The following is an 18,549-nucleotide window of genomic DNA, read 5'->3' on the forward strand; positions in this document are numbered from 1 at the left end:
CAACCCATGCACCATGCCCCCGCCGATCTCGTCCTCACCGGCGGCCCGGTCCTCACCATGGACGCCGCACGCAGCCGCGCCACCACCGTCGCCGTCACCGGCGACCGCATCACCGCCGTCGGCCACGACGAGGTGCGCGAACTGATCGGCCCCGGAACCGAAGTCGTCGACCTCGCCGGCCGGCTGCTCGTCCCCGGCTTCCAGGACGCGCACGTCCACCCCGTCGCAGCCGGTCTCGAACTCGCCCAGTGCAACCTCACGGACGCCCGTACGGCGACGGACACGCTCGCCGCCGTGCGGGCGTACGCCGACAGCCACCCCGACCAGGAGTGGATCACCGGCGGCGGCTGGTCCATGGATGCCTTCGACGGCGGCAGCCCGACCAGGGACCTGCTCGACACCGTCGTACCCGACCGGCCCGTCTTCCTGGTCAACTGCGACCACCACGGCGCCTGGGTCAACACCTGCGCCCTGACGCTCGCCGGCATCACCCGGGACACCCCGGACCCCGCCGACGGCCGCATCGAGCGCGACGACCGGGGCGAGCCCACCGGACTCCTCCAGGAGGGCGCCATGGACCTGGTCGCCCGCCACACCCCGCGCTCCACCCCCGCCGACCGGCTCGCCGCCCTGCTCCGTGCCCAGCGCCTGCTCCACTCGTACGGGATCACCGCGTGGCAGGACGCCATCGTCGGTTGCGCTGGGGCCCTCGCCGACCTGGCGGTCCTGGACCGCGACCCGTACGCGGGCCCGCCCGAGGAGATCGGCGCCACCCGCGTCCTCCAGACGTACGTCGGCGGGCGCCGGGTCCACGACCTGGAGGCCTGACCCGCCGGCAGGCGGCCCCCGCGGAGCCTCCGGTGGGGGCCGCCTCCCGCGCGCCACCGTGCCGCCGCTGCCGGGACACCCACGACCGCGTACGGTTGTTCGTGTTCGATCTTCGGATGTCGGTCGAACATCAGAGAAGCCGGGACCGTCACGACAAGGGAGACCACGGTATGGCGCAGCAGGTGCAAGGGGTCATCGCACCGGGAAAGAACGAGCCGGTACGGGTCGAGACGATCGTGATCCCGGACCCCGGTCCCGGTGAGGCCGTGGTGAAGATCCAGACGTGCGGCGTCTGTCACACCGACCTGCACTACAAGCAGGGTGGCATCAACGACGACTTCCCGTTCCTCCTCGGCCACGAGGCCGCGGGCATCGTGGAGTCCGTCGGCGAGGGGGTTACGGACGTCGAGCCCGGCGACTTCGTCATCCTCAACTGGCGTGCGGTCTGCGGGCAGTGCCGGGCGTGTCGGCGCGGCCGCCCCTGGTACTGCTTCAACACCCACAACGCCAAGCAGAAGATGACGCTGCTGGACGGCACCGAGTTGTCACCCGCGCTCGGTATCGGAGCGTTCGCGGAGAAGACCCTGGTCGCCGCGGGCCAGTGCACCAAGGTCGACCCCGAGGTCTCCCCGGCCGCCGCCGGGCTGCTCGGCTGCGGCGTCATGGCGGGCATCGGGGCCGCGATCAACACCGGCGAGGTCGGCCGTGGCGACTCGGTCGCCGTCATCGGCTGCGGCGGTGTCGGCGACGCGGCCGTCATGGGCGCCCGGCTGGCCGGCGCCGCGAGGATCATCGCGGTGGACATCGACGACCGCAAGCTGGAGACGGCGAAGAAGATGGGTGCCACGCACACCGTCAACTCCCGCACCGCCGACCCGGTCGAGGCGATCCGCGCCCTGACCGGCGGCAACGGCGCCGATGTCGTCATCGAGGCGGTCGGCCGCCCGGAGACGTACAAGCAGGCGTTCTACGCCCGCGACCTTGCCGGCACGGTCGTCCTGGTCGGCGTCCCCACCCCGGAGATGCAGCTCGAACTGCCGCTGATCGACGTGTTCGGCCGCGGCGGCTCGCTCAAGTCGTCCTGGTACGGCGACTGCCTCCCCTCGCGCGACTTCCCGATGCTCATCGACCTGCACCAGCAGGGCCGGATCGACCTCGGTGCGTTCGTCACGGAGACCATCGGGCTCGGCGACGTCGAACAGGCATTCACCCGGATGCACGACGGCGACGTGCTGCGCTCGGTGGTGGTGTTCTGATGACGGCCCACATCGACCACCTCGTCACCTCCGGCACCTTCGCCCTCGACGGCGGCGAGTGGGACGTCGACAACAACGTCTGGATCATCGGCGACGACACCGAGGCGATCGTCATCGACGCCGCCCATGATCCGGTCGCCATCGAGGACGCGCTCGGCGGCCGCACGTTGCGTGCCATCGTCTGCACGCACGCCCACAACGACCACATCGACGCGGCCCCGGCCCTCGCCGACGCCACGGGTGCGCCGATCCTGCTGCACCCCGACGACCTGCCGCTGTGGAAGCAGACCCACCCGGACCGCACGCCCGACGCCGAACTGGCGGAGGGCCAGGAACTGCAGATCGCCGGGACCATGCTCCAGGTCCTCCACACGCCCGGTCATGCCCCGGGAGCGGTCTGCCTGTACGCCCCCGAGCTGTCCACCGTCTTCACGGGGGACACGCTCTTCCAGGGCGGGCCCGGCGCCACCGGGCGGTCGTTCTCCCACTTCCCGACGATCGTCGCGTCGATCAGGGACCGGCTGCTCGCACTGCCGGCGGACACCACCGTCCGTACCGGACACGGCGACTCCACCACGATCGGCGCCGAGGCGCCGCACCTCGACGAGTGGATCGCCCGCGGGCACTGACGTCAGGGGATCACCGGTCCGGCCACGCGGAGAGCCGCAGCCCGCTCTCGAAGCGGCGCGGCCGGCCCGTGACCGGATCGGTGAACTCAAGTACCCGGGCAAGGAGTTGCAGCGGACGCGTCCAGTCGTCCGCCGCCCCCTCCGGTTCGACCACCGGATAGACCGGATCATGGACGAGCGGCAGCCCGAGACTGTTCATATGGACCCGCAGCTGGTGGGTGCGCCCGGTGGCGGGCAGCAACCGGTAGCGGCCCAGCCCCGCCCGGTGCTCCAGCAGCTCGATCCGGCTCTCGCTGTTCGCCTCGCCCGGCTCCTCCCGGGCCGCGATCACCCCGCGCTCCTTGACGATCCGGCTGCGAACGGTGCGCGGGAAGGCCTGCGCCGGGTCGTACGGTGCCACCGCCTCGTACTCCTTGCGCACCCGCTTGTCGCGGAACAGCGTCTGGTACGCGCCCCGCTCCTCGGGCCGTACGACGAAGAGCACCAGGCCCGCCGTAAGCCGGTCCAGCCGGTGCGCGGGCTGCAACGACGGCAGAGCCAGCTCGCGGCGGAGCCGGGCCACCGCTGTCTCGGTGATGTGCCGGCCGCGCGGTGTCGTGGCGAGGAAGTGCGGCTTGTCGGCGACGACGAGATGCGCGTCTCGGTACACGACACCGACGGGGAACGGCACCGGCTCCTCCGGCGCGAAGTCCCGGTGGAACCAGAGATACCGGCCCGCCGTGTACAGCTCGTCGGACGCCACGGGCCCCTGCACCGAGACGAACCTGCCCTCGGCGAGCATGGCGTCCACCCGGTCCGCCCCGATCGCACCGCCGAACCGCGCCAGCAGATGGTCACGGACCGTCGCCCACTCCCCGCCCGGATCCTCGGGGAGCCGTACCCGCACCGGGTCGATCCCGTCCTGCTGCGGCAGGGGCGCCGACGGAGGCTTCGCCCGGCCCCTCATCGCGAGGTCCCGGCCGGTGCGTCGGCGCCCTGGGCGCGGCAGCTGCTGACGGTGCTGGTGGTCATGGTGGCGGTCATCCTGTCACAGCGTCGGCGCAGCTCACCGGCGGTGTCGGACCGGCGGCCACCGGACCGGGAACGAGCGGGCGACGACCCGCGGTCCCGGTGGACCTGCGTCGGCAGCCGTGCGGAACCCACCGAAACACATTCGGCCCATCGGCGCCGTGGCCGGCTTGACGCGGTGATGTCCGGCCAACACAGTCGAGATGCGGTGCGATCGACGTCCCCACCACGACCCGCGCCCGCGCCCGCGCGGTCCGATCTCCGGCCGTGGGCAGACACTACGGAGGGCAGCGATGTCCGAGAACCGGGGCGAGACGCGGTCTCTGCTGTCCGGCGGGCCCGAGACCCACGGCCTCGGAAAGCCGCGCGGCCAGGGGCCCCAGGACGGGACCGGCTACGCGGCCGGCAGCGATGGTCGTTGACCTCGTCCTCATCGGCACGGCCATCACGCTCGGGCCCATTCACAACAGCGCCTTCATCCTGCTGCTCTCCGCCGACAGAGGTGTACGCAAGGGGCTGGCGTTCATCCTGTCGTGGCTCGGCAGCCTCGTGCTGGTGATCTCTGCCGTGATCCTTCTGACCGGCGGCACGCCCCCGGCGCGCCAGAGTGTTCCGTCGACGGCGGCGCTCGCGGCCAAGCTGGCCCTGGGCGTGGGGCTCGTCGCGTACGGCGAACACAAGCGGCGAAGTCCGCCTCGCCCCCGTCGCTCACCCAAGTGGATGGCGGGACTGGACCGCGCGTCCGGATGGACGGCGGCCGGACTGGCGGTCCTGCTGCAGCCCTGGGCCATGGTCGGTGCCGGAGCCGCCACGGCAGTGAGAGCGGATCTCTCCTCGGTGGCGTCCACGCTGGCCCTCACGGGGTTCTGTGTGCTGGCCACGTCCAGCCTGCTGGCGATGGAGCTGTACACCACCTTTTCGCCCGTTTCGGCAGAGGTAAAGCTACGAGGGTTGCTCAGCTGGCTCGACAGCCATCAGGACCAGGCGATCGTGTCGCTGTCACTTCTGCTGGGGCTGTGGCTGGTCGCCAACAGCATCTACCAGCTCGTCAAGTGAGGGCGGCGGGCCCGGACCGACCGCCGCCACCGATGCGGCCGGAGCGCCGGGGCCGGTCGCGGCGTCACTGGCCCGGCCGCGTGAGATTCCCTTCCGGCCGCGACCGTTCCGCGCGCCGGTCCGGCCCGCCCGCCGGGTTCGGTGATCCCCTCCTTTGGAGGTGTGGCGCGAAGCGGCTCACTTTCCGATTCCGGCCCTTCGGCTCCCGAGAGGCCGGCGCAGTGGCACTGCGTCGCCCTTCCTCCAAGCGACTGCCGGGCCCCCGACGGCCCGCCCGGCGGCGTTGTCTGCCGACCGACGGGCCGCACGGAGTGCCGAAGGAGAAGTCGTGGTGGCTGGAAGTACCGGTGAGGCGCGGGGCGCCATGTCCGCGCGACTCGTGGCGGGGCAGAAAGCGCTGGTGACCGGGGCGAATTCGGGCATCGGCAAGGCGACCGCGATCGCGCTCGGACGGGCCGGCGCGGATGTCGTCGTCAACTACGTGGCCGGCGCGGACGAGGCCGAGAAGGTCGTGGACGAGATCAAGGGCTTCGGGGTCCGCGCCTACGCCCACGAGGCCGACGTGTCGCAGGAGGACCAGGTCGTCGACATGGTCGCCCGCATGGTCGAGGAGCTCGGCACCATCGACATCATGGTGGCCAACGCAGGCCTCCAACGGGATGCGCCGACGGTGGACATGACGCTCGCCCAGTGGCAGAAGGTCATCGACGTCAACCTCACCGGCCAGTTCCTCTGCGCGCGTGAGGCCACCAAGGAGTTCGTGCGGCGCGGTGTCGTCCCGGAGATCTCCCGGGCGGCCGGGAAGATCATTTGCATGAGCTCGGTCCACCAGATCATCCCCTGGGCGGGCCATGTCAACTACGCCTCCTCCAAGGGCGGCGTGGGCATGCTGATGCAGACCCTCGCCCAGGAGCTGGCGCCGCAGCGGATCCGGGTGAACGCCATCGCACCCGGCGCCATCCGCACCCCCATCAACAAGGACGCCTGGAACACCCCCGAGGCGGAGGCCGACCTCCTGCGGCTGATCCCGTACCGGCGGGTCGGAGATCCGGACGACATCGCCAACGCCGTCGTCGCGGTGGCGTCCGACCTTCTCGACTACGTCGTGGGCACCACGCTCTACGTCGACGGGGGGATGACGCTCTTCCCCGGCTTCGCTACCGGGGGCTGACGGCGCCCGTGCCCTCCGCGGCCCCCGGTGCGCAGGCCGGCCGGGCACCCGGCGACACCCTGTAGGTCCGCCGCCGCACGTCAACGGAGCCGTTCGACGATATGGTCGCCGACCCGCAGGGCGTTGGCGATGGCGGTCAAGGACGGATTCACCGCGCCGATGCTCGGGAAGAAGCTGGGGTGTCGACAACGTACAGGTTGTCCAGGAACAGCGCCGCGCCGTAGAACTTGGTACTTCTCGGCTGGTCCAATGTGCGCTCGCACCCGGCCAGGTCACCCTCGCCCGACCACCGGACCCGCGGCCCGCGTCGAGTCGAGCCAGTATGCCGCGGCGCTCTCGATCTCCGGTGCGGCGGGCGGCCGGCCACCGTCCCAGTGCGGGCTTGCCGCGACGAGCTTAGCCCGGAGCTCCTCCGCCAGAGCCCGGCGCTCACGCGCCCCGGGCGCCTGAGCGATCCGACGCCCCCAGCGGACCGTGTCCGCCACCGCGGACTTCATCGCCTCGTAGGCGAGATAGAACTCGAGGTCCGGCCGCCAGGCCGTGCGGCACTGGGCGGGAGCCGCCCGCTCCCAGCACGCCAGGAGTCTATGCCGGTCCACCGCCGTGTACGACGTCTTGTGCAGATGATCGGCCAGTTCGTACACCGGATCGCCCCACAGGGCGAGCTCCCAGTCGAGGAAGGCGACCCCGTCCCGGTCGGTGAGGATCATGTTCTTGCGGTGGATGTCCGCGTGCAGCAGCCGAAAGGGTCGATCGGTGAGTTCTCGCACCGCCCGCTCCAGCAGGGGGCCGCAGGGGTCCGCCGGGACGCCCAGCACCTCGTACAAGGAGTCCAGAGCCGCGTCCGCGCGGGCGCGCACCCCCCGGACGAAGGCCAGCAGGCGCAGTGCGAACGCCTTCGTGTCACCGTCACCGGGCCAGTCGTCAGGCACCGCGGGGAGTGCGGAGAACGGAACGCGCAGCATCTCGCCGAAGAATCGCTCGACGCCGTCGAAGACCACGTCCGGCAGCGGTTTGCCGTCCGGCGCGAGTTCGTCGACCCGGCGGCCCTCGATGAACTCGTGGATCTGGAATCCGGGGTCCGCGCTGGCGTGAACCAGCCGCGGCGCCTGGGAGATGTACGGGCGGATCGCTTCGAGCACGGCGGGCTCCGGCCAGAGCGTGAGATCCATGGGCTCGGAAACAGGCTCGGGGGTCCGCACCAGTACGGGCCCCGAGTCCGCTTCCACCCGGACATTGCGGTTGTAGAACCCGGTCAGCGCGCTCTCGTGCGCGCAAGCCTCTTCGTACAGAGCTAGGGCGTCCATGGCTGTCTCTCTACCCACGGCGCCAGGGTTTGAGCAACCCGCACCCGGGTCATGTCCGGGGCTGAGCCCCACACAACACGGGCGACGTTGAGTTTGCGCGCGAGACGGCCTGTGAGGAACTCACGCGTGGACCGGTCGGCGCCGACGAGCTGCTTCGAATAGCGGACGGTGTCGACGATCGCCGACTTGATGCGCTCATGGGCCAGGTAAAGGTCGAGGTCCGCCACCGGCCCCACCGTGGAGGACGCGGGAAGGCGGGCCCGCCATTGTTGGAAGACCTCGGCCCGCTGCTCCGCGGGGTAGTCCATCTTGTGGAAATGGATGCCGATCTCGTACAGGGAATCGCCCCACAGCGCCAGCTCCCAGTCCAGGAACCAGGTCAGCCCGCCGGAGACGATCATGTTCTTGCGGTGGAGATCGGAGTGCAGGACCGCGAAGGGCCGTTGGGCCAGCCCGTCCCACAGCGGCTCCAGGACCGCGAGCGGCTCGGCCGGGATGCCGAAATCCTCGAAGACAGCGGCGTACTCCTCCTGGTGGGTGTCGTAGACCTGCTGCGTCAACGCCGCGAGCCGCCGGCCGAAACCGCCGCTGTCGCCGGAGTCCGGCCAGTCGGCAGGCAGCGCCGGAGCCTTCTCGCGGGGAATGCGGGCCAGTTGGTCCATCACGCCCACAACATCGCCGATCACGTGCGCGGGAACGGCGCTGCCCCGGGGCGAAAAACTGTCGAGTACACGCCCCTCGATGAAGTGGTGGACCTGGAAGCGGGGATCCAGCGAGACGTGGCGCAGTTCCGGCGCCTGGCTGACGTACGGCCGGATACAGGCCAGCACGTCCTCCTCGTGCCACACCCGTACGTCCATGGTGTCCGCGGCCGCGAGAGGAATGCGGACGTTGACCTTCCCCTCGGAGGTCCGCACCCCCACGTTGCGGTTGTAGTAGCCGGCCGCGGCCTCGCCCGACTCCAGCGCCTGCTCGTAGAGCTCCAACCAGTTCACGCGGTCTCCTCGAGAAACACCGAAAGGACGGAGTCCGTGCGGCGCTGCAGGTCGTCCAGTGAGCCGAGCGGCCGTAGGGCGGGGCGCGCCCGGTCCGCCGCGGCCACCAGCTCAGGTTGGCTCAGTTCCATCCGCTCGGCGGCGCGATGAATCGCCAGGATCAGCGAAGGATAGACCTGGCACGCCTCGAACTCCCTCGCGGCGTGCAGGAGCAGCTCTCCTGCCGCCCGCTGGTCTCCCTGCCGCAGCATCAGGAACGCCCGGAACATGTCCGCCCGGGCCCGCCCCGAGCGGTAGCCCGCCCGGTCGAGGGCGGCGTTGGCGTTGAGGAAGGAGGACGCGGCCCTGTCGTACTGACCCAGCCGGGTCTGGGCCATGGCCATGGCCGTGTAGGCCTTGCCGATCTCGTGCTGGGCGCCCAGGTCGCGTTGGACCTCCAGGGCGGCGGTGGCCGCGTCGACGGCCGCCGCCGGGTCGGTGAAGGCGTACAGCTCGGCCCAGTTCGTTCGGATGTTGGCCAGGCCGACGATCGCGTTCGCCGCCCGGTACTCGGCCTCCGCCTCGATCAGGAGGCGCGCCGAGTTGTCGAAGTCCATCAGAAAGCGGTGACCGAGGTGCATCAGCCGCTTGAGATCGCCGTGGATCACCCTGCCCTGCGGCGAACAGATCCCGTGCACCTCCTCGGCCAGCGCGAACGCGCCGCTGAAATCGCCCTGCCACATGCGGATGTCGGCGACGCAGTACCCGGCCGCCGACCGTGCCTCGCCCTCGTGTTCCCCCCAGACGCGTTCGAAGATCGAGGCAGCCAGGCCGCTCTCCCCGGCGATGCGCCGAGCGTTGGCACCGGCCAGGGCGAGCCGCGCGGAGACGAGGGAACGCACGGGGAGATCCAGGCGCGGGGTGAGGTCGATCGCGCCGGCCGTGTCGCCGAGCTCCAGTTTCGACTCAGCGTCGAGGCAGTCCGCCGCGTCGCGCAGGCCGGAGACCGTCTCGTCGTGCACACCGCCGGCCGGGCTTCCGCCCAGCGCCACGAGATGATCACGCAGGTCCTTCACCATACCGTCGACGGCTTGTCTGCCACTCAGGCCGACGGCGCGGTCGGCGTGTCTCTGGATCTGCTCCGGAGTGATGTCCGCGGCGTGCAGTCCGTGGTAGACCGCCTCGCGCAGCGGTGAAAGACGGGCCATGCCGGAAGTGCGCCGCGTCCCGTGCTCGATCCGGTCCGCCAAGGTCTCCCAGTGGGCCCGCAGCGTGCTGTGGACATGCTTCTGGACCGCGGGCGAGAGGTGGCGCTGCAGCGCCCTGATCATGAGCTGGTGCAGCCGGTACCAGCCCTCGGGCAGCGGATAGGCGAACGAGTAGGCGGTGAGCGACTCCCAGATCAACAGGTTGGCGGGTACGTCGAAGTCTCGTCCGATGGCCTGGAACACACCGAAGTCGAAGGTCCGGGCCACACTGAGTAGCTCGAGGATCCGCACCTCGTCCGGGGCGACGTGCTGGAGGAAACGCTGGACGATCTCCTCAGAGGTGCCCGCGTGCTCCGGACGGGCCGGGTTCTGTAGATGGGTGTCGACCGCGAGGTGCAGGTAGAAGGGAACGCCCTCGCTGGCCTCGGCAATCGAGCGCTGCCGTGGAATCTCCGTGATCCCGGCCTGAGCCAGCAGGTCCAGCCTGGCCGACATGGGCAGCCCGTCGACATCCGCCCGACGGATCGCCGACTCCCATTCGGGGTCGTACGCCGCCCACCGCAGCGCTTCGCGGCTGGCGAGAACGGTGAGGCCACCCTGGAGCTGGCCCAGCAGGTCGCGCAGCCAGGCGTCGGATCCGTAGCTGCGGCCACCTGGCAGGGGGGTGGGCACGAGCGCCTCGTAGGCGTCCACGTACACGACGTACGGCCGGGCCGCCGCCGAGGCCCGCAGTTCTTCCGCGAAGAGGTACGAGACCGCGTGCCCCAGCTCGGCGTTGCTCAGGCTGTCGAGCTCATGCAGCGTGGGATCGGCCTCAATCCGCTGGCGACGCTGCCGGTTCTTGATCGCGCGTCCGGTCAGCCGCACCAGCCCGGCCGCCGTGCCGAAGACTGGCAGGCCCATCGCATCGTCGAGGATCTTGGAGAGGATGTCGCTCTCCTCGGCGAAGGGGGTGTTCTTCGGATTCAGCTGCAGCTGCGGATGTACCCGCTGCCACAGCACCGCGTAGGCGATGTCGAACCGGTCGAACTGCACACCTTGCGCGCCGAACTCCATGCGCAACACAGCGAGCGCGTCCTCTTGTTGCCGCATGGTCGGCAGCTGCAGATCGAGCCGGGCGGTGCGGCAGCTGTCCGGGGTGCGGTTGCGTAACTCCTGGAGCAGCCGCGACTTGCCGATACCGCCGACGCCGACCACGTTCAGGATCCGAGGGCCCTCGCCCACGGCTCTCAGTTCCTCGTCATAGGCTGAAAGCAGGCCCTCTCGGTTGAAGAACTGCCGCTGCAGGGCGGATACCCGCCGGTACTGCGGTCTGATGGGCATGGTGACCCTCCCCCCACGTAGAGCACATGCGAGGGGCAGGTTAGCCGGATCCGCGGAGTACTGAAAGGATCCCACCCCGCGCCTGCCTCACTGTCCGGCCCTGCCGAAGGGCTGTGCTCCGTGCACAGGAACAGAAGTACCCGACCCTGGACGACGCTGTGTACGGTCCACGCCGCTACCGGCATCCGGCGCAGTGAGGCTCTGGGATGAGGTGGTCCCTCATTCCCTGGGATGAGGGACCACCGAACTGGGCTGGGTCGTGGTCGAAGAGGACAACACCTACCGGCCCCGGAAGCTGACCAAGGACGGCGACGACAGAACGGAGCGCGCCGGCCGGCTGCCTCCAGGCCGGGCCGACTCCGCCTGTCCCTGGTCCGACCAGCGGATTCGCTCGGCTGTTGGGCACGCGGTTGGCCATGCCATAGCCCGAGATACAGAAAAACCCCAGATCAACTGGGGTCTCTGCTGGTGTCCGAGGGGGGACTTGAACCCCCACGCCCGATAAAGGGCACTAGCACCTCAAGCTAGCGCGTCTGCCATTCCGCCACCCGGACAAGGTGTCTGTCAGGCGGGCCGTGCCCGCTCCGACGTGGAAAACAATAGCAAACAATCGGGGGTGCTCGATCACGCCACTGGCCGTGTGAACGGCGCGTGACGGGGGACAGGCGCCCTTGGGCGTGCGGGCCGGGCGCGGGAGGATGTGAGGGAGCACCAGGGTGACAGCGGAAGGAAGCAGCGTGAGCGAGACGAACAAGGCCGGCGGCCTCTCCGGCGAGGACGAGGTCGTGGACCTCTGTCGTGAGCTGATCCGGATCGACACCAGCAACTACGGAGACCACTCCGGCCCGGGTGAGCGGGCGGCCGCCGAGTACGTCGCGGAGAAGCTCGCCGAGGTCGGGCTCGAACCGAAGATCTTCGAATCCCACCAGGGCCGTGCCTCGACCGTGGCCCGGATCGAGGGCGAGGACCCGTCCAGGCCCGCGCTGCTCATCCACGGGCACACCGACGTCGTCCCGGCCAACGCCCAGGACTGGACGCACCACCCGTTCTCGGGCGAGGTCACGGACGGTTGTGTATGGGGGCGCGGCGCCGTCGACATGAAGGACATGGACGCCATGACCCTCGCGGTCGTCCGTGACCGGATGCGCAGTGGCCGCAAGCCCCCGCGCGACATCGTGCTGGCCTTCCTCGCCGACGAGGAGGCCGGTGGTACGTACGGTGCGCGGTATCTCGTCGACAAGCACCCGGACCTCTTCGACGGCGTGACCGAGGCGATCGGCGAGGTCGGCGGCTTCTCCTTCACGGTCAACGAGAAGCTGCGGCTCTATCTCGTGGAGACGGCCGAGAAGGGCATGCACTGGATGCGGCTCACCGTGGACGGCACCGCCGGGCACGGCTCGATGACCAATGGCGACAACGCGATCACCGAGCTCTGCGAGGCGGTCGGGCGGCTCGGCCGGCACAAGTGGCCGGTCAGGGTCACCAAGACCGTACGGTCCTTCCTCGACGAACTGTCCGACGCGCTCGGCACCCCCCTCGACCCGGAGGACATGGACGCCACGCTCGCCAAGCTGGGCGGCATCGCCAAGATGATCGGCGCCACCCTCCGCAACTCCGCCGCCCCCACCATGCTCAGCGCCGGCTACAAGGTGAACGTGATCCCCGGCCAGGCCGTCGCCCACGTCGACGGCCGTTTCCTGCCCGGCTTCGAGGACGAGTTCCTGGCCGACCTGGACCGGATCCTCGGCCCGCGGGTCAAGCGCGAGGACGTGCACGGCGACAAGGCGCTGGAGACCGGCTTCGACGGCTCCCTGGTCGACGCGATGCAGGTCGCGCTGAAGGCGGAGGACCCGATCGCCCGCGCCGTCCCGTACATGCTCTCCGGCGGCACGGATGCCAAGTCCTTCGCCGACCTCGGCATCCGCTGCTTCGGGTTCGCCCCGCTGAAGCTGCCGCCGGAGCTCGATTTCGCGGGCATGTTCCACGGTGTCGACGAGCGGGTACCGGTCGACGGCCTGCAGTTCGGTGCGCGGGTGCTCGACCGTTTCATCGACAACTGCTGAATTACCGCGCCCTGTTCCGCCGGTAATCGCCAGCGTGTACGTACGTGACCGGAACGAGTGAAAGGGGTCATCGCCTCGTAGCCCGACTACTTATTCCTCGTTACAGGTGATGCGGTCCGCGGCTGGGACCGTATTGGCAACTAGGAGGAATAATGATCAAGAAGATCGCCGCCGCTGCGGCAGTCACCGGTGGTCTGGTGCTCGCGGGTGCGGGTATGGCCGTCGCCGACTCGGGCGCCCAGGGTGCCGCGGTCGGCAGCGCCGGTGTGGTCTCGGGCAACACCATCCAGGTTCCCGTGCACGTGCCGGTGAACCTGTGCGGCAACACGGTCTCCGTGGTCGGGCTGCTGAACCCCGCCTCCGGCAACTACTGCGCCAACTCCTGACGTTGGGCGTCAACCCGTAAGGGTTTGAGCCCGGTCGGCCCCGGAGCGCACGCCATGCGCTCCGGGGCCGCTGGGCGCTCCACCCCCGCACGGTCACGTCCGGGGGTATTCCGGAAGGTAGAAGGCAGGGAAACCTATGCGACAGGTCACGCGTAAAGGCCTGATGACCATGGCGGCAGCGGGCGGAGTGCTCGCGCTGAGTGGCGGATACGCCCACGCCGACGCGGGAGCGGCCGGCGACGTGTCGAATTCCCCGGGGGTGCTGTCGGGGAATTCGGTGGAGATCCCGGTCGACGTCCCGGTCAACGTATGCGGTAACTCCGTGAGTGTTGTCGGACTGCTCGATCCGGCGGCCGGAAACGCTTGCGGAATCAGTTCGGGAAACAGTGCCTCGGCGGGGCGGCACGGCTCGGGCGCCCAGGCGTCGGGTGCGCAGGCATCGGGCCGCCACGCAGCGGCCGGCCGCGACATGGGCAACCTGACCCGCGAGTACCGCGCCGGAATGGGCAAGCACCGGGCCGGAGGCAACGAAAGCTTCAGCGGCGCCACGGCCGAGGGGTACGCGAACGGGTCGGCCGGCTTTCTCTCGGGCAACACCATCCAGGTCCCCGTCGACGTCCCCGTGAACGCCTGCGGGGGCAGTGTCACCATCGGCGGACTGCTCAGCCACGCAACCGGCAACACGTGCGAGAACGACGCCGACGTGAGCACGCCCCCGGTGGACGTTCCGGTCACCCCGGTCACCCCGCTCACCCCGCTCACCCCCGAGAAGCCCGAAGTACCCGGACCGCGAGGCGTGCCGAACGCGCCCGAGCCGCAGCTCGCCCACACCGGAGCGGGCGTGCTCGACCTGCTGGTCCCCGCGGGCGCGGGTCTGCTGCTGGCGGGCGCGGGTACGGTGCTGTACCGCCGCTCCCGTATGGCCGCGTAACAACGGGCTGCGGCACCGGGACAGGCCGGACGAAGACGAGCGGGCCCGCGGATGCGGGGCCCGCTCGTCTCACCAGGTGGCGCGTAGCTGGCGAATGATCCGCCGCCGCAGCCGCACCCTGCGGCTGCCGTCACGACGCAGCGTCAATCGGTCCAACTCCCAGTGCCCGTACTCGGCATGGTCGGTCAGCAGGCGGGCGGTTTCCTTCCGGGAGACCCCGCGCGGTACGTACACATCGACAAATTCGTATTCCGGCATCGCATCTATTGTGCGGGCAGAGGCCGTGTACGGATAGCGTCTGTACTATGTCTGATGCTGCGCAGCCCACCGCTGCCGAGGTACGCGCCGCCGCCGATGCGGTCAAAGCCGCGCTCGACCATCACCTCGCGGCGGTCGAGCGCCGGTCCGGGGACGACGACCCCGCCGTCTACGAGGCGTTCAATGCACTGGCCGCCGCGGCCGAGGTCTACGACGAACTCCTCTACGACCGCTATGACGAGGTCACTCCCTTCGAGATCCCCGGCGCCGACGACTCCCTGCCGCCGTACGGCGGTCCCGAGGAGCCGAAGGCGCTCAGCGTGCTGATCCGCCGCGACTATGCGGTGGTGGAGCCGCCCCGGCTGCTCGCCCAGGCACAGCGGATTGCCAACCCGGACCCGGACGGCCGCGCCAACGGGACCGGCGCCGTGGTCGGCGCCAGTGTCCATGCGGCGCTCGGCGTGCTCTTCGGTGAGTACGAACCGGACGAGATCGCCTCCCGGCACCAGGAGTTCGGCCTGGAGGAAGGCGACTCCACGCTCTGGGTCGCCGCGGCGGAAGAGCTTCCCGAGCCGGGGGAGTGGCTCAGTGCCCCGTTCGACGAGGCCGACCCTCAATTGGTGGTGTGCCGCTTCGACGTCAGTTCCGTCTTCGACGAGGACGAACTCGACGAGGAACTGGACGACCTGGCGACCGACAGCTCCTGACCGTGTGCTGTCGGTGACAAACAGTCGTCGCCGGTGCCCCGCCCAGGGCACCGGCGACGCACCGGACGCCGCGCGTCCGCCCTTCGGGCGACGACGGCGGTTCGACGACAGAACCCAAGGGTTGTCCCGTCAGGGTTTCGGGACACCTGACGGCCTCCCCCGCGACAGGGAGCCCACTCCCTGTCGCGGGGGAGGCCGTCAGGCGGTGACCGTCTGCTGCGCCTCCAGCAGGGTGCGCAGCCGGGTCGTGCGGTCCTCGGACGGAGGCAGGGCCACCGCGCGCGGCAGCGCCTGATCCACCCCGTGCACCACGGAGAGATGCCGCTCGCCACGGCTGAACGCGGTGTACACCCAGGCCCGGCTCAGCCCCTGAGCTGCGTCACCGGGCAGCACGACGACGACCGCGGGCCAGCGCATCCCGGCCGCCTGGTGGGCGCTGAGGGCCCAGCCGTGGCGCACGGACGACTCCACCCGCTCCTGCGGTACGACGACCGGCGTGCCCGCACAGTCCAGATGCAGTCCCTCGGCGTCGGCCGAGACGACCGTCCCGGGCACGGTCCTGCCGGGCGTCGGGACGTGTACGACCCGGTCCCCCGGGTCGAAGCCGCCGAACCGACCGGGACCGGGGTTGAGACGCTGCTTGAGTGCCGCGTTCAGTGCGCGGGTGCCCGCCGAGCCGCCGTGCCCGACGGTGATCACCTGGGTGCCGGCCGACGGGACGCCGATCGCACGCGGCACCGAGTCGGCGACCAGTTGCACGGTGCGGTGCACCGCCTCGCCGGCGTCCTGCACGGGGACGATCACCACCTCCTTGCCGGGGGCCGCCACCTGGTTCAGCTCGCCGATTCCGATCCCGGAGACCAGCTCGCCGATCGGACCGGGATCCGGCGTACGGGATACGACCTGCGGGCACGCGCGGGCGGCCAGGACGTCCGCGAACACCCGCCCCGCACCCGCCGAGCCCAGCACCCCCGGGTCGCCGCTGAGCACCAGTCGGGCGCCGTCGGGGAGGGACTCCACCAGAATCGCGGCGCTCTCCACGTCCAGCTGCGGGGCGTCCAGCACGACCAGCAGATCGACGGCGATCGCCCCGTCCGCGTCCCGGCCGGGGCCCTCCGCGCCGGAGAGCAGCCCGGCGAGGGTAACGGCCGCCGACGGCTCGTCGAGCGCCTCGGCCAGCCGCCGTCTGCCGTCCACGCTGTGGGTGGCGCCGAGGGCCCGCAACCCGAGGGCGCGGGCTGCGACGATCAGCGCGGCGGGTTCCGCCCGCGCCGCGTCGCCGCCCGTGTGCGCGACCAGGCCACCGGCCGCGACCGCACGGATCAGCTCGGCCGCCGACTGGGAACCGGCGGCCGTGGCCGCCTCCGACCAGTCGGCGTCCTTCTCGCAGGCGTTGACCAGCCGGGCCAGACCGTCGGCGAGGCTCTCCTCGGCCAGCGCGTACCGCTCGAGACCGAGCAGCACCTGGGCCGGCTCCTGCCCGGCCCCGTCCGACGCCTCGTCCCCGGGCTCTGCATCCCCGTCCGCTTCCTGGTCGTCCGGACCGTCCTGGAAGACCAGCACGACGCCCTCGGCGACGGCGTGCTGCACGGCCGCATCCGGGTCGGTCACCGCACGCTCGGCGAGCGCGGCACGCACCGCCGACGTGTCCAGCGCGGTGTGGCCCTGCAGTGCGGCGCGCTCCAGCAGCCAGCCGATCAGCGCCGCCGTCCGTCGCTCGTCGTCCGGACCGCACGCGGCGCCCAGCAGGGTCCTTGCGAAGCCGTCCGCCTGCTCGGGCCGGACGGTGGGTACGGCCAGCAGCTGCCACGGGTCCGCGCGCAGCACGTCGGCCGCCTGCGCGCCGAGCGTGTCCGCCGCCGGTACCGCCAGGGATTCGGGTGCCCCGCCCTCCGTCAGGACGGCCGTCACCGCTGCCACGGCCTCCGGAGAGGCGCCCTGCGGTGCGAACACCGGCTCGGGTTCCCGGGGGCGTACCGGCGGGGGCGCGGGAGCGGCGCGGTGCGGTGCCGGTGCGGGCGAGTCGAAGAACGCGGCGCCGGGCTTCTCGCCGCTCTCCACGGCACGCACCGCCGCCAGCAGATCGGCCGCCTGCCCGCTCAGCTTGGCGCCCGCAGCGATCGGGCCCTCCTTCTCGGCCTTGCGCTTCTCGATCCGCTCCCGCAGCTCCCGCTGGGCGGCCAGCTCGGCCTCGGCCTCCGAGAGCGCGGCGGCAGCGGGCGTCGTGCCGGCGTCCGTCGCGCCGACCGCATCCGTCTTGTCGGCTCCCTCCGGAGCAGCCGGCTCCGCTGTCCCGTCCCTCTCCTCCGCCTCGCTCTCGTCGGCCCCCACGTCCTCGGCCACGTCCTCGGCGGACGGGGCGGGTACGGCGGCAGCGGAGCCGACGACGTCGGTGTCGTCGGCGGCCGAGGGGCCGGGGGATTCCCCCCGGGGAAGCGCAGTCACAGCGTGCTCCAGTCCTGGTCGGGATAGCGGTGCACGGGCGCCGACACATCGTCGAGCGCCTGGCAGATCTCGTCAGGAAGACTAAGCGCCTCCACTGACAATGCCTCCGTGAGCTGCTGCGCGTTGCGCGCGCCGACAATCGGGGCCACCACTCCGGGACGGTCCCGCACCCAGGCGAGAGCCACCTGCAGCGCTGTTGTTGCCAGCCCGTCGGCCGCCGTCGCCACCGCGTCCACGATGCGGCTCGCCGGGTCGTCGAGATACGGCTCGACGAACGGCGCCAGCAGTTCGGAGGCGCCGCGCGAGTCGGCCGGGGTGCCCGTGCGGTACTTGCCGGTCAGCACCCCGCGGCCCAGGGGCGACGACGGCAGCAGCCCCACGCCCAGATCGAGTGCCGCGGGCAGCACCTCGCGCTCCACGCCCCGCTGCAGCAGTGAGTACTCCATCTGCGTACTGGCCAGCCGGGTGCGCGCCCCGGGCGAGGCGAGCTGCCAGGTCGCCGCCTTGGCGAGCTGCCAGCCGCAGAAGTTCGACACCCCCGCGTACCGTGCGCGCCCGGTGGACACCGCCAGCTCCAGCGTCTGAAGGGTCTCCTCCAGCGGAGTCACCGGGTCGAAGGCGTGGAGCTGCCACAGATCCACGTAGTCCGTACCGAGCCGTTCCAGCGAGGCGTCCAGTGCGGCCAGCAGATGACCACGCGAGCCGTCGAAGCGGCGGTACGGGTCGGCCACGCTGCCCGCCTTCGTCGCGATGACCAGATCGCGCCGCGGCACCAGGCCCTCGACGAGCCGCCCCAGCAGGTATTCGGCGTCCCCGCCGCCGTACACATCGGCTGTGTCGACCAGCGTGCCGCCCGCCTCCCAGAAGGCCCTCAGCTGTTCGGCAGCGTCGTGCTCGTCGGTGTCCCGGCCCCAGGTGAGGGTGCCGAGCCCGATCCGGGACACTCGAAGGCCGGTGCGGCCGAGATGCCTCTGCTCCATGGGCGCTGAGATTACTGGC

16 protein-coding genes, 1 tRNA gene and 2 pseudogenes are annotated in these 18,549 nt (G+C 71.0%); 10 read left to right on the plus strand and 9 right to left on the minus strand.

Annotated elements, in window-relative coordinates; all coding sequences use genetic code 11:
• Nucleotides 1-6 precede the first annotated feature (6 nt).
• The 3 genes and pseudogenes from OH809_RS33445 to OH809_RS33455 all read left to right on the plus strand — a co-directional run.
• Nucleotides 7-717, plus strand: a pseudogene (locus tag OH809_RS33445) (amidohydrolase); the annotation flags it as partial.
• Nucleotides 718-998: 281 nt separating this feature from the next.
• Nucleotides 999-2,084, plus strand: a complete 1,086-nt coding sequence (locus tag OH809_RS33450; protein WP_406417930.1) for an S-(hydroxymethyl)mycothiol dehydrogenase — start codon at nucleotides 999-1,001, stop codon at nucleotides 2,082-2,084.
• Nucleotides 2,084-2,713, plus strand: coding sequence for an MBL fold metallo-hydrolase (locus tag OH809_RS33455; RefSeq protein ID WP_406515996.1), 630 nt, complete (start codon nucleotides 2,084-2,086; stop codon nucleotides 2,711-2,713). The genes OH809_RS33450 and OH809_RS33455 overlap by 1 nt, the downstream gene beginning before the upstream one ends.
• A 10-nt stretch (nucleotides 2,714-2,723) precedes the next feature.
• On the opposite strand, the gene OH809_RS33460 is transcribed toward OH809_RS33455, so the two are convergent.
• The gene (locus OH809_RS33460; protein ID WP_406417926.1) at nucleotides 2,724-3,659 is read right to left on the minus strand and encodes a pseudouridine synthase; all 936 of its coding nucleotides are present in this window, start codon (nucleotides 3,657-3,659) and stop codon (nucleotides 2,724-2,726) included.
• Between the two features lie 355 nt (nucleotides 3,660-4,014).
• On the opposite strand from OH809_RS33460, the gene OH809_RS33465 reads away from it, so the two are divergent.
• The 3 genes from OH809_RS33465 to OH809_RS33475 all read left to right on the plus strand — a co-directional run bounded on the left by OH809_RS33465 (nucleotide 4,015) and on the right by OH809_RS33475 (nucleotide 5,948).
• A complete protein-coding gene (locus OH809_RS33465; RefSeq protein ID WP_406417924.1) occupies nucleotides 4,015-4,143 on the plus strand; it encodes a hypothetical protein in 129 nt (42 codons plus the stop codon).
• On the plus strand, nucleotides 4,133-4,777 hold the full coding sequence (locus OH809_RS33470) for a GAP family protein (protein WP_406417922.1): 645 nt from the start codon (nucleotides 4,133-4,135) through the stop codon (nucleotides 4,775-4,777). The genes OH809_RS33465 and OH809_RS33470 overlap by 11 nt, the downstream gene beginning before the upstream one ends.
• A 364-nt stretch (nucleotides 4,778-5,141) precedes the next feature.
• Nucleotides 5,142-5,948: an SDR family oxidoreductase gene (locus OH809_RS33475; protein ID WP_406424829.1), complete on the plus strand. Its 807-nt coding sequence runs from the start codon at nucleotides 5,142-5,144 to the stop codon at nucleotides 5,946-5,948.
• Nucleotides 5,949-6,028: 80 nt separating this feature from the next.
• Here OH809_RS33475 and OH809_RS33480 read toward each other — a convergent pair.
• From OH809_RS33480 to OH809_RS33500, 5 genes and pseudogenes are all read right to left on the minus strand, one after another.
• A pseudogene (locus OH809_RS33480) lies at nucleotides 6,029-6,153 on the minus strand (GMC oxidoreductase); the annotation flags it as partial.
• Between the two features lie 67 nt (nucleotides 6,154-6,220).
• Nucleotides 6,221-7,273, minus strand: a complete 1,053-nt coding sequence (locus OH809_RS33485; RefSeq protein ID WP_406417920.1) for a phosphotransferase — start codon at nucleotides 7,271-7,273, stop codon at nucleotides 6,221-6,223.
• Nucleotides 7,243-8,250 carry a phosphotransferase family protein gene (locus tag OH809_RS33490; RefSeq protein WP_406417918.1) on the minus strand — a complete coding sequence of 336 codons (1,008 nt, stop codon included), beginning with the start codon at nucleotides 8,248-8,250 and terminating at the stop codon, nucleotides 7,243-7,245. Before OH809_RS33490 ends, OH809_RS33485 begins: the two co-directional genes overlap by 31 nt.
• Nucleotides 8,247-10,760, minus strand: coding sequence for a hypothetical protein (locus tag OH809_RS33495; RefSeq protein ID WP_406417916.1), 2,514 nt, complete (start codon nucleotides 10,758-10,760; stop codon nucleotides 8,247-8,249). Before OH809_RS33495 ends, OH809_RS33490 begins: the two co-directional genes overlap by 4 nt.
• Before the next feature lie 466 nt (nucleotides 10,761-11,226).
• Nucleotides 11,227-11,314, minus strand: a tRNA-Leu gene (locus tag OH809_RS33500).
• A 183-nt stretch (nucleotides 11,315-11,497) separates the two neighbouring features.
• Between OH809_RS33500 and OH809_RS33505 the strand changes: the two genes are divergently transcribed.
• From OH809_RS33505 to OH809_RS33515, 3 genes are all read left to right on the plus strand, one after another.
• Complete coding sequence (locus tag OH809_RS33505) at nucleotides 11,498-12,823, plus strand: M20/M25/M40 family metallo-hydrolase (RefSeq protein WP_406417914.1); 1,326 nt, start codon at nucleotides 11,498-11,500, stop codon at nucleotides 12,821-12,823.
• Between the two features lie 152 nt (nucleotides 12,824-12,975).
• On the plus strand, nucleotides 12,976-13,209 hold the full coding sequence (locus OH809_RS33510; RefSeq protein ID WP_359109951.1) for a chaplin: 234 nt from the start codon (nucleotides 12,976-12,978) through the stop codon (nucleotides 13,207-13,209).
• Between the two features lie 136 nt (nucleotides 13,210-13,345).
• The gene (locus OH809_RS33515; RefSeq protein ID WP_406417911.1) at nucleotides 13,346-14,140 is read left to right on the plus strand and encodes a chaplin; all 795 of its coding nucleotides are present in this window, start codon (nucleotides 13,346-13,348) and stop codon (nucleotides 14,138-14,140) included.
• A gap of 69 nt (nucleotides 14,141-14,209) precedes the next feature.
• On the opposite strand, the gene OH809_RS33520 is transcribed toward OH809_RS33515, so the two are convergent.
• A complete protein-coding gene (locus OH809_RS33520) occupies nucleotides 14,210-14,398 on the minus strand; it encodes a DUF5703 family protein (protein ID WP_030918345.1) in 189 nt (62 codons plus the stop codon).
• A 47-nt stretch (nucleotides 14,399-14,445) separates the two neighbouring features.
• On the opposite strand from OH809_RS33520, the gene OH809_RS33525 reads away from it, so the two are divergent.
• Complete coding sequence (locus tag OH809_RS33525) at nucleotides 14,446-15,105, plus strand: hypothetical protein (RefSeq protein ID WP_406417909.1); 660 nt, start codon at nucleotides 14,446-14,448, stop codon at nucleotides 15,103-15,105.
• Between the two features lie 198 nt (nucleotides 15,106-15,303).
• Here OH809_RS33525 and OH809_RS33530 read toward each other — a convergent pair whose 3' ends face one another.
• Both OH809_RS33530 and OH809_RS33535 read right to left on the minus strand, forming a co-directional pair.
• A complete protein-coding gene (locus OH809_RS33530; protein ID WP_406417907.1) occupies nucleotides 15,304-17,550 on the minus strand; it encodes a helix-hairpin-helix domain-containing protein in 2,247 nt (748 codons plus the stop codon).
• A complete protein-coding gene (locus OH809_RS33535; RefSeq protein ID WP_406417905.1) occupies nucleotides 17,547-18,530 on the minus strand; it encodes an aldo/keto reductase in 984 nt (327 codons plus the stop codon). The genes OH809_RS33530 and OH809_RS33535 overlap by 4 nt, the downstream gene beginning before the upstream one ends.
• Between the last annotated feature and the right edge of the window lie 19 nt (nucleotides 18,531-18,549).

The organism is Streptomyces sp. NBC_00873, assembly GCF_045207415.1.
In the GTDB taxonomy this organism is placed as follows: Bacteria; Actinomycetota; Actinomycetes; order Streptomycetales; family Streptomycetaceae; genus Streptomyces.

Coding starts and splice junctions, on each gene's coding strand:
- OH809_RS33455 (WP_406515996.1), top strand. CDS start 2,084: ATGACGGCCCACATCGACCACCTCGTCACCTCCGGCACCTTCGCCCTC.
- OH809_RS33470 (WP_406417922.1), top strand. CDS start 4,133: ATGGTCGTTGACCTCGTCCTCATCGGCACGGCCATCACGCTCGGGCCC.
- OH809_RS33475 (WP_406424829.1), top strand. CDS start 5,142: ATGTCCGCGCGACTCGTGGCGGGGCAGAAAGCGCTGGTGACCGGGGCG.
- OH809_RS33515 (WP_406417911.1), top strand. CDS start 13,346: ATGCGACAGGTCACGCGTAAAGGCCTGATGACCATGGCGGCAGCGGGC.
- OH809_RS33465 (WP_406417924.1), top strand. CDS start 4,015: ATGTCCGAGAACCGGGGCGAGACGCGGTCTCTGCTGTCCGGCGGGCCC.
- OH809_RS33525 (WP_406417909.1), top strand. CDS start 14,446: ATGTCTGATGCTGCGCAGCCCACCGCTGCCGAGGTACGCGCCGCCGCC.
- OH809_RS33450 (WP_406417930.1), top strand. CDS start 999: ATGGCGCAGCAGGTGCAAGGGGTCATCGCACCGGGAAAGAACGAGCCG.
- OH809_RS33535 (WP_406417905.1), bottom strand. CDS start 18,530: ATGGAGCAGAGGCATCTCGGCCGCACCGGCCTTCGAGTGTCCCGGATC.
- OH809_RS33495 (WP_406417916.1), bottom strand. CDS start 10,760: ATGCCCATCAGACCGCAGTACCGGCGGGTATCCGCCCTGCAGCGGCAG.
- OH809_RS33510 (WP_359109951.1), top strand. CDS start 12,976: ATGATCAAGAAGATCGCCGCCGCTGCGGCAGTCACCGGTGGTCTGGTG.
- OH809_RS33460 (WP_406417926.1), bottom strand. CDS start 3,659: ATGAGGGGCCGGGCGAAGCCTCCGTCGGCGCCCCTGCCGCAGCAGGAC.
- OH809_RS33520 (WP_030918345.1), bottom strand. CDS start 14,398: ATGCCGGAATACGAATTTGTCGATGTGTACGTACCGCGCGGGGTCTCC.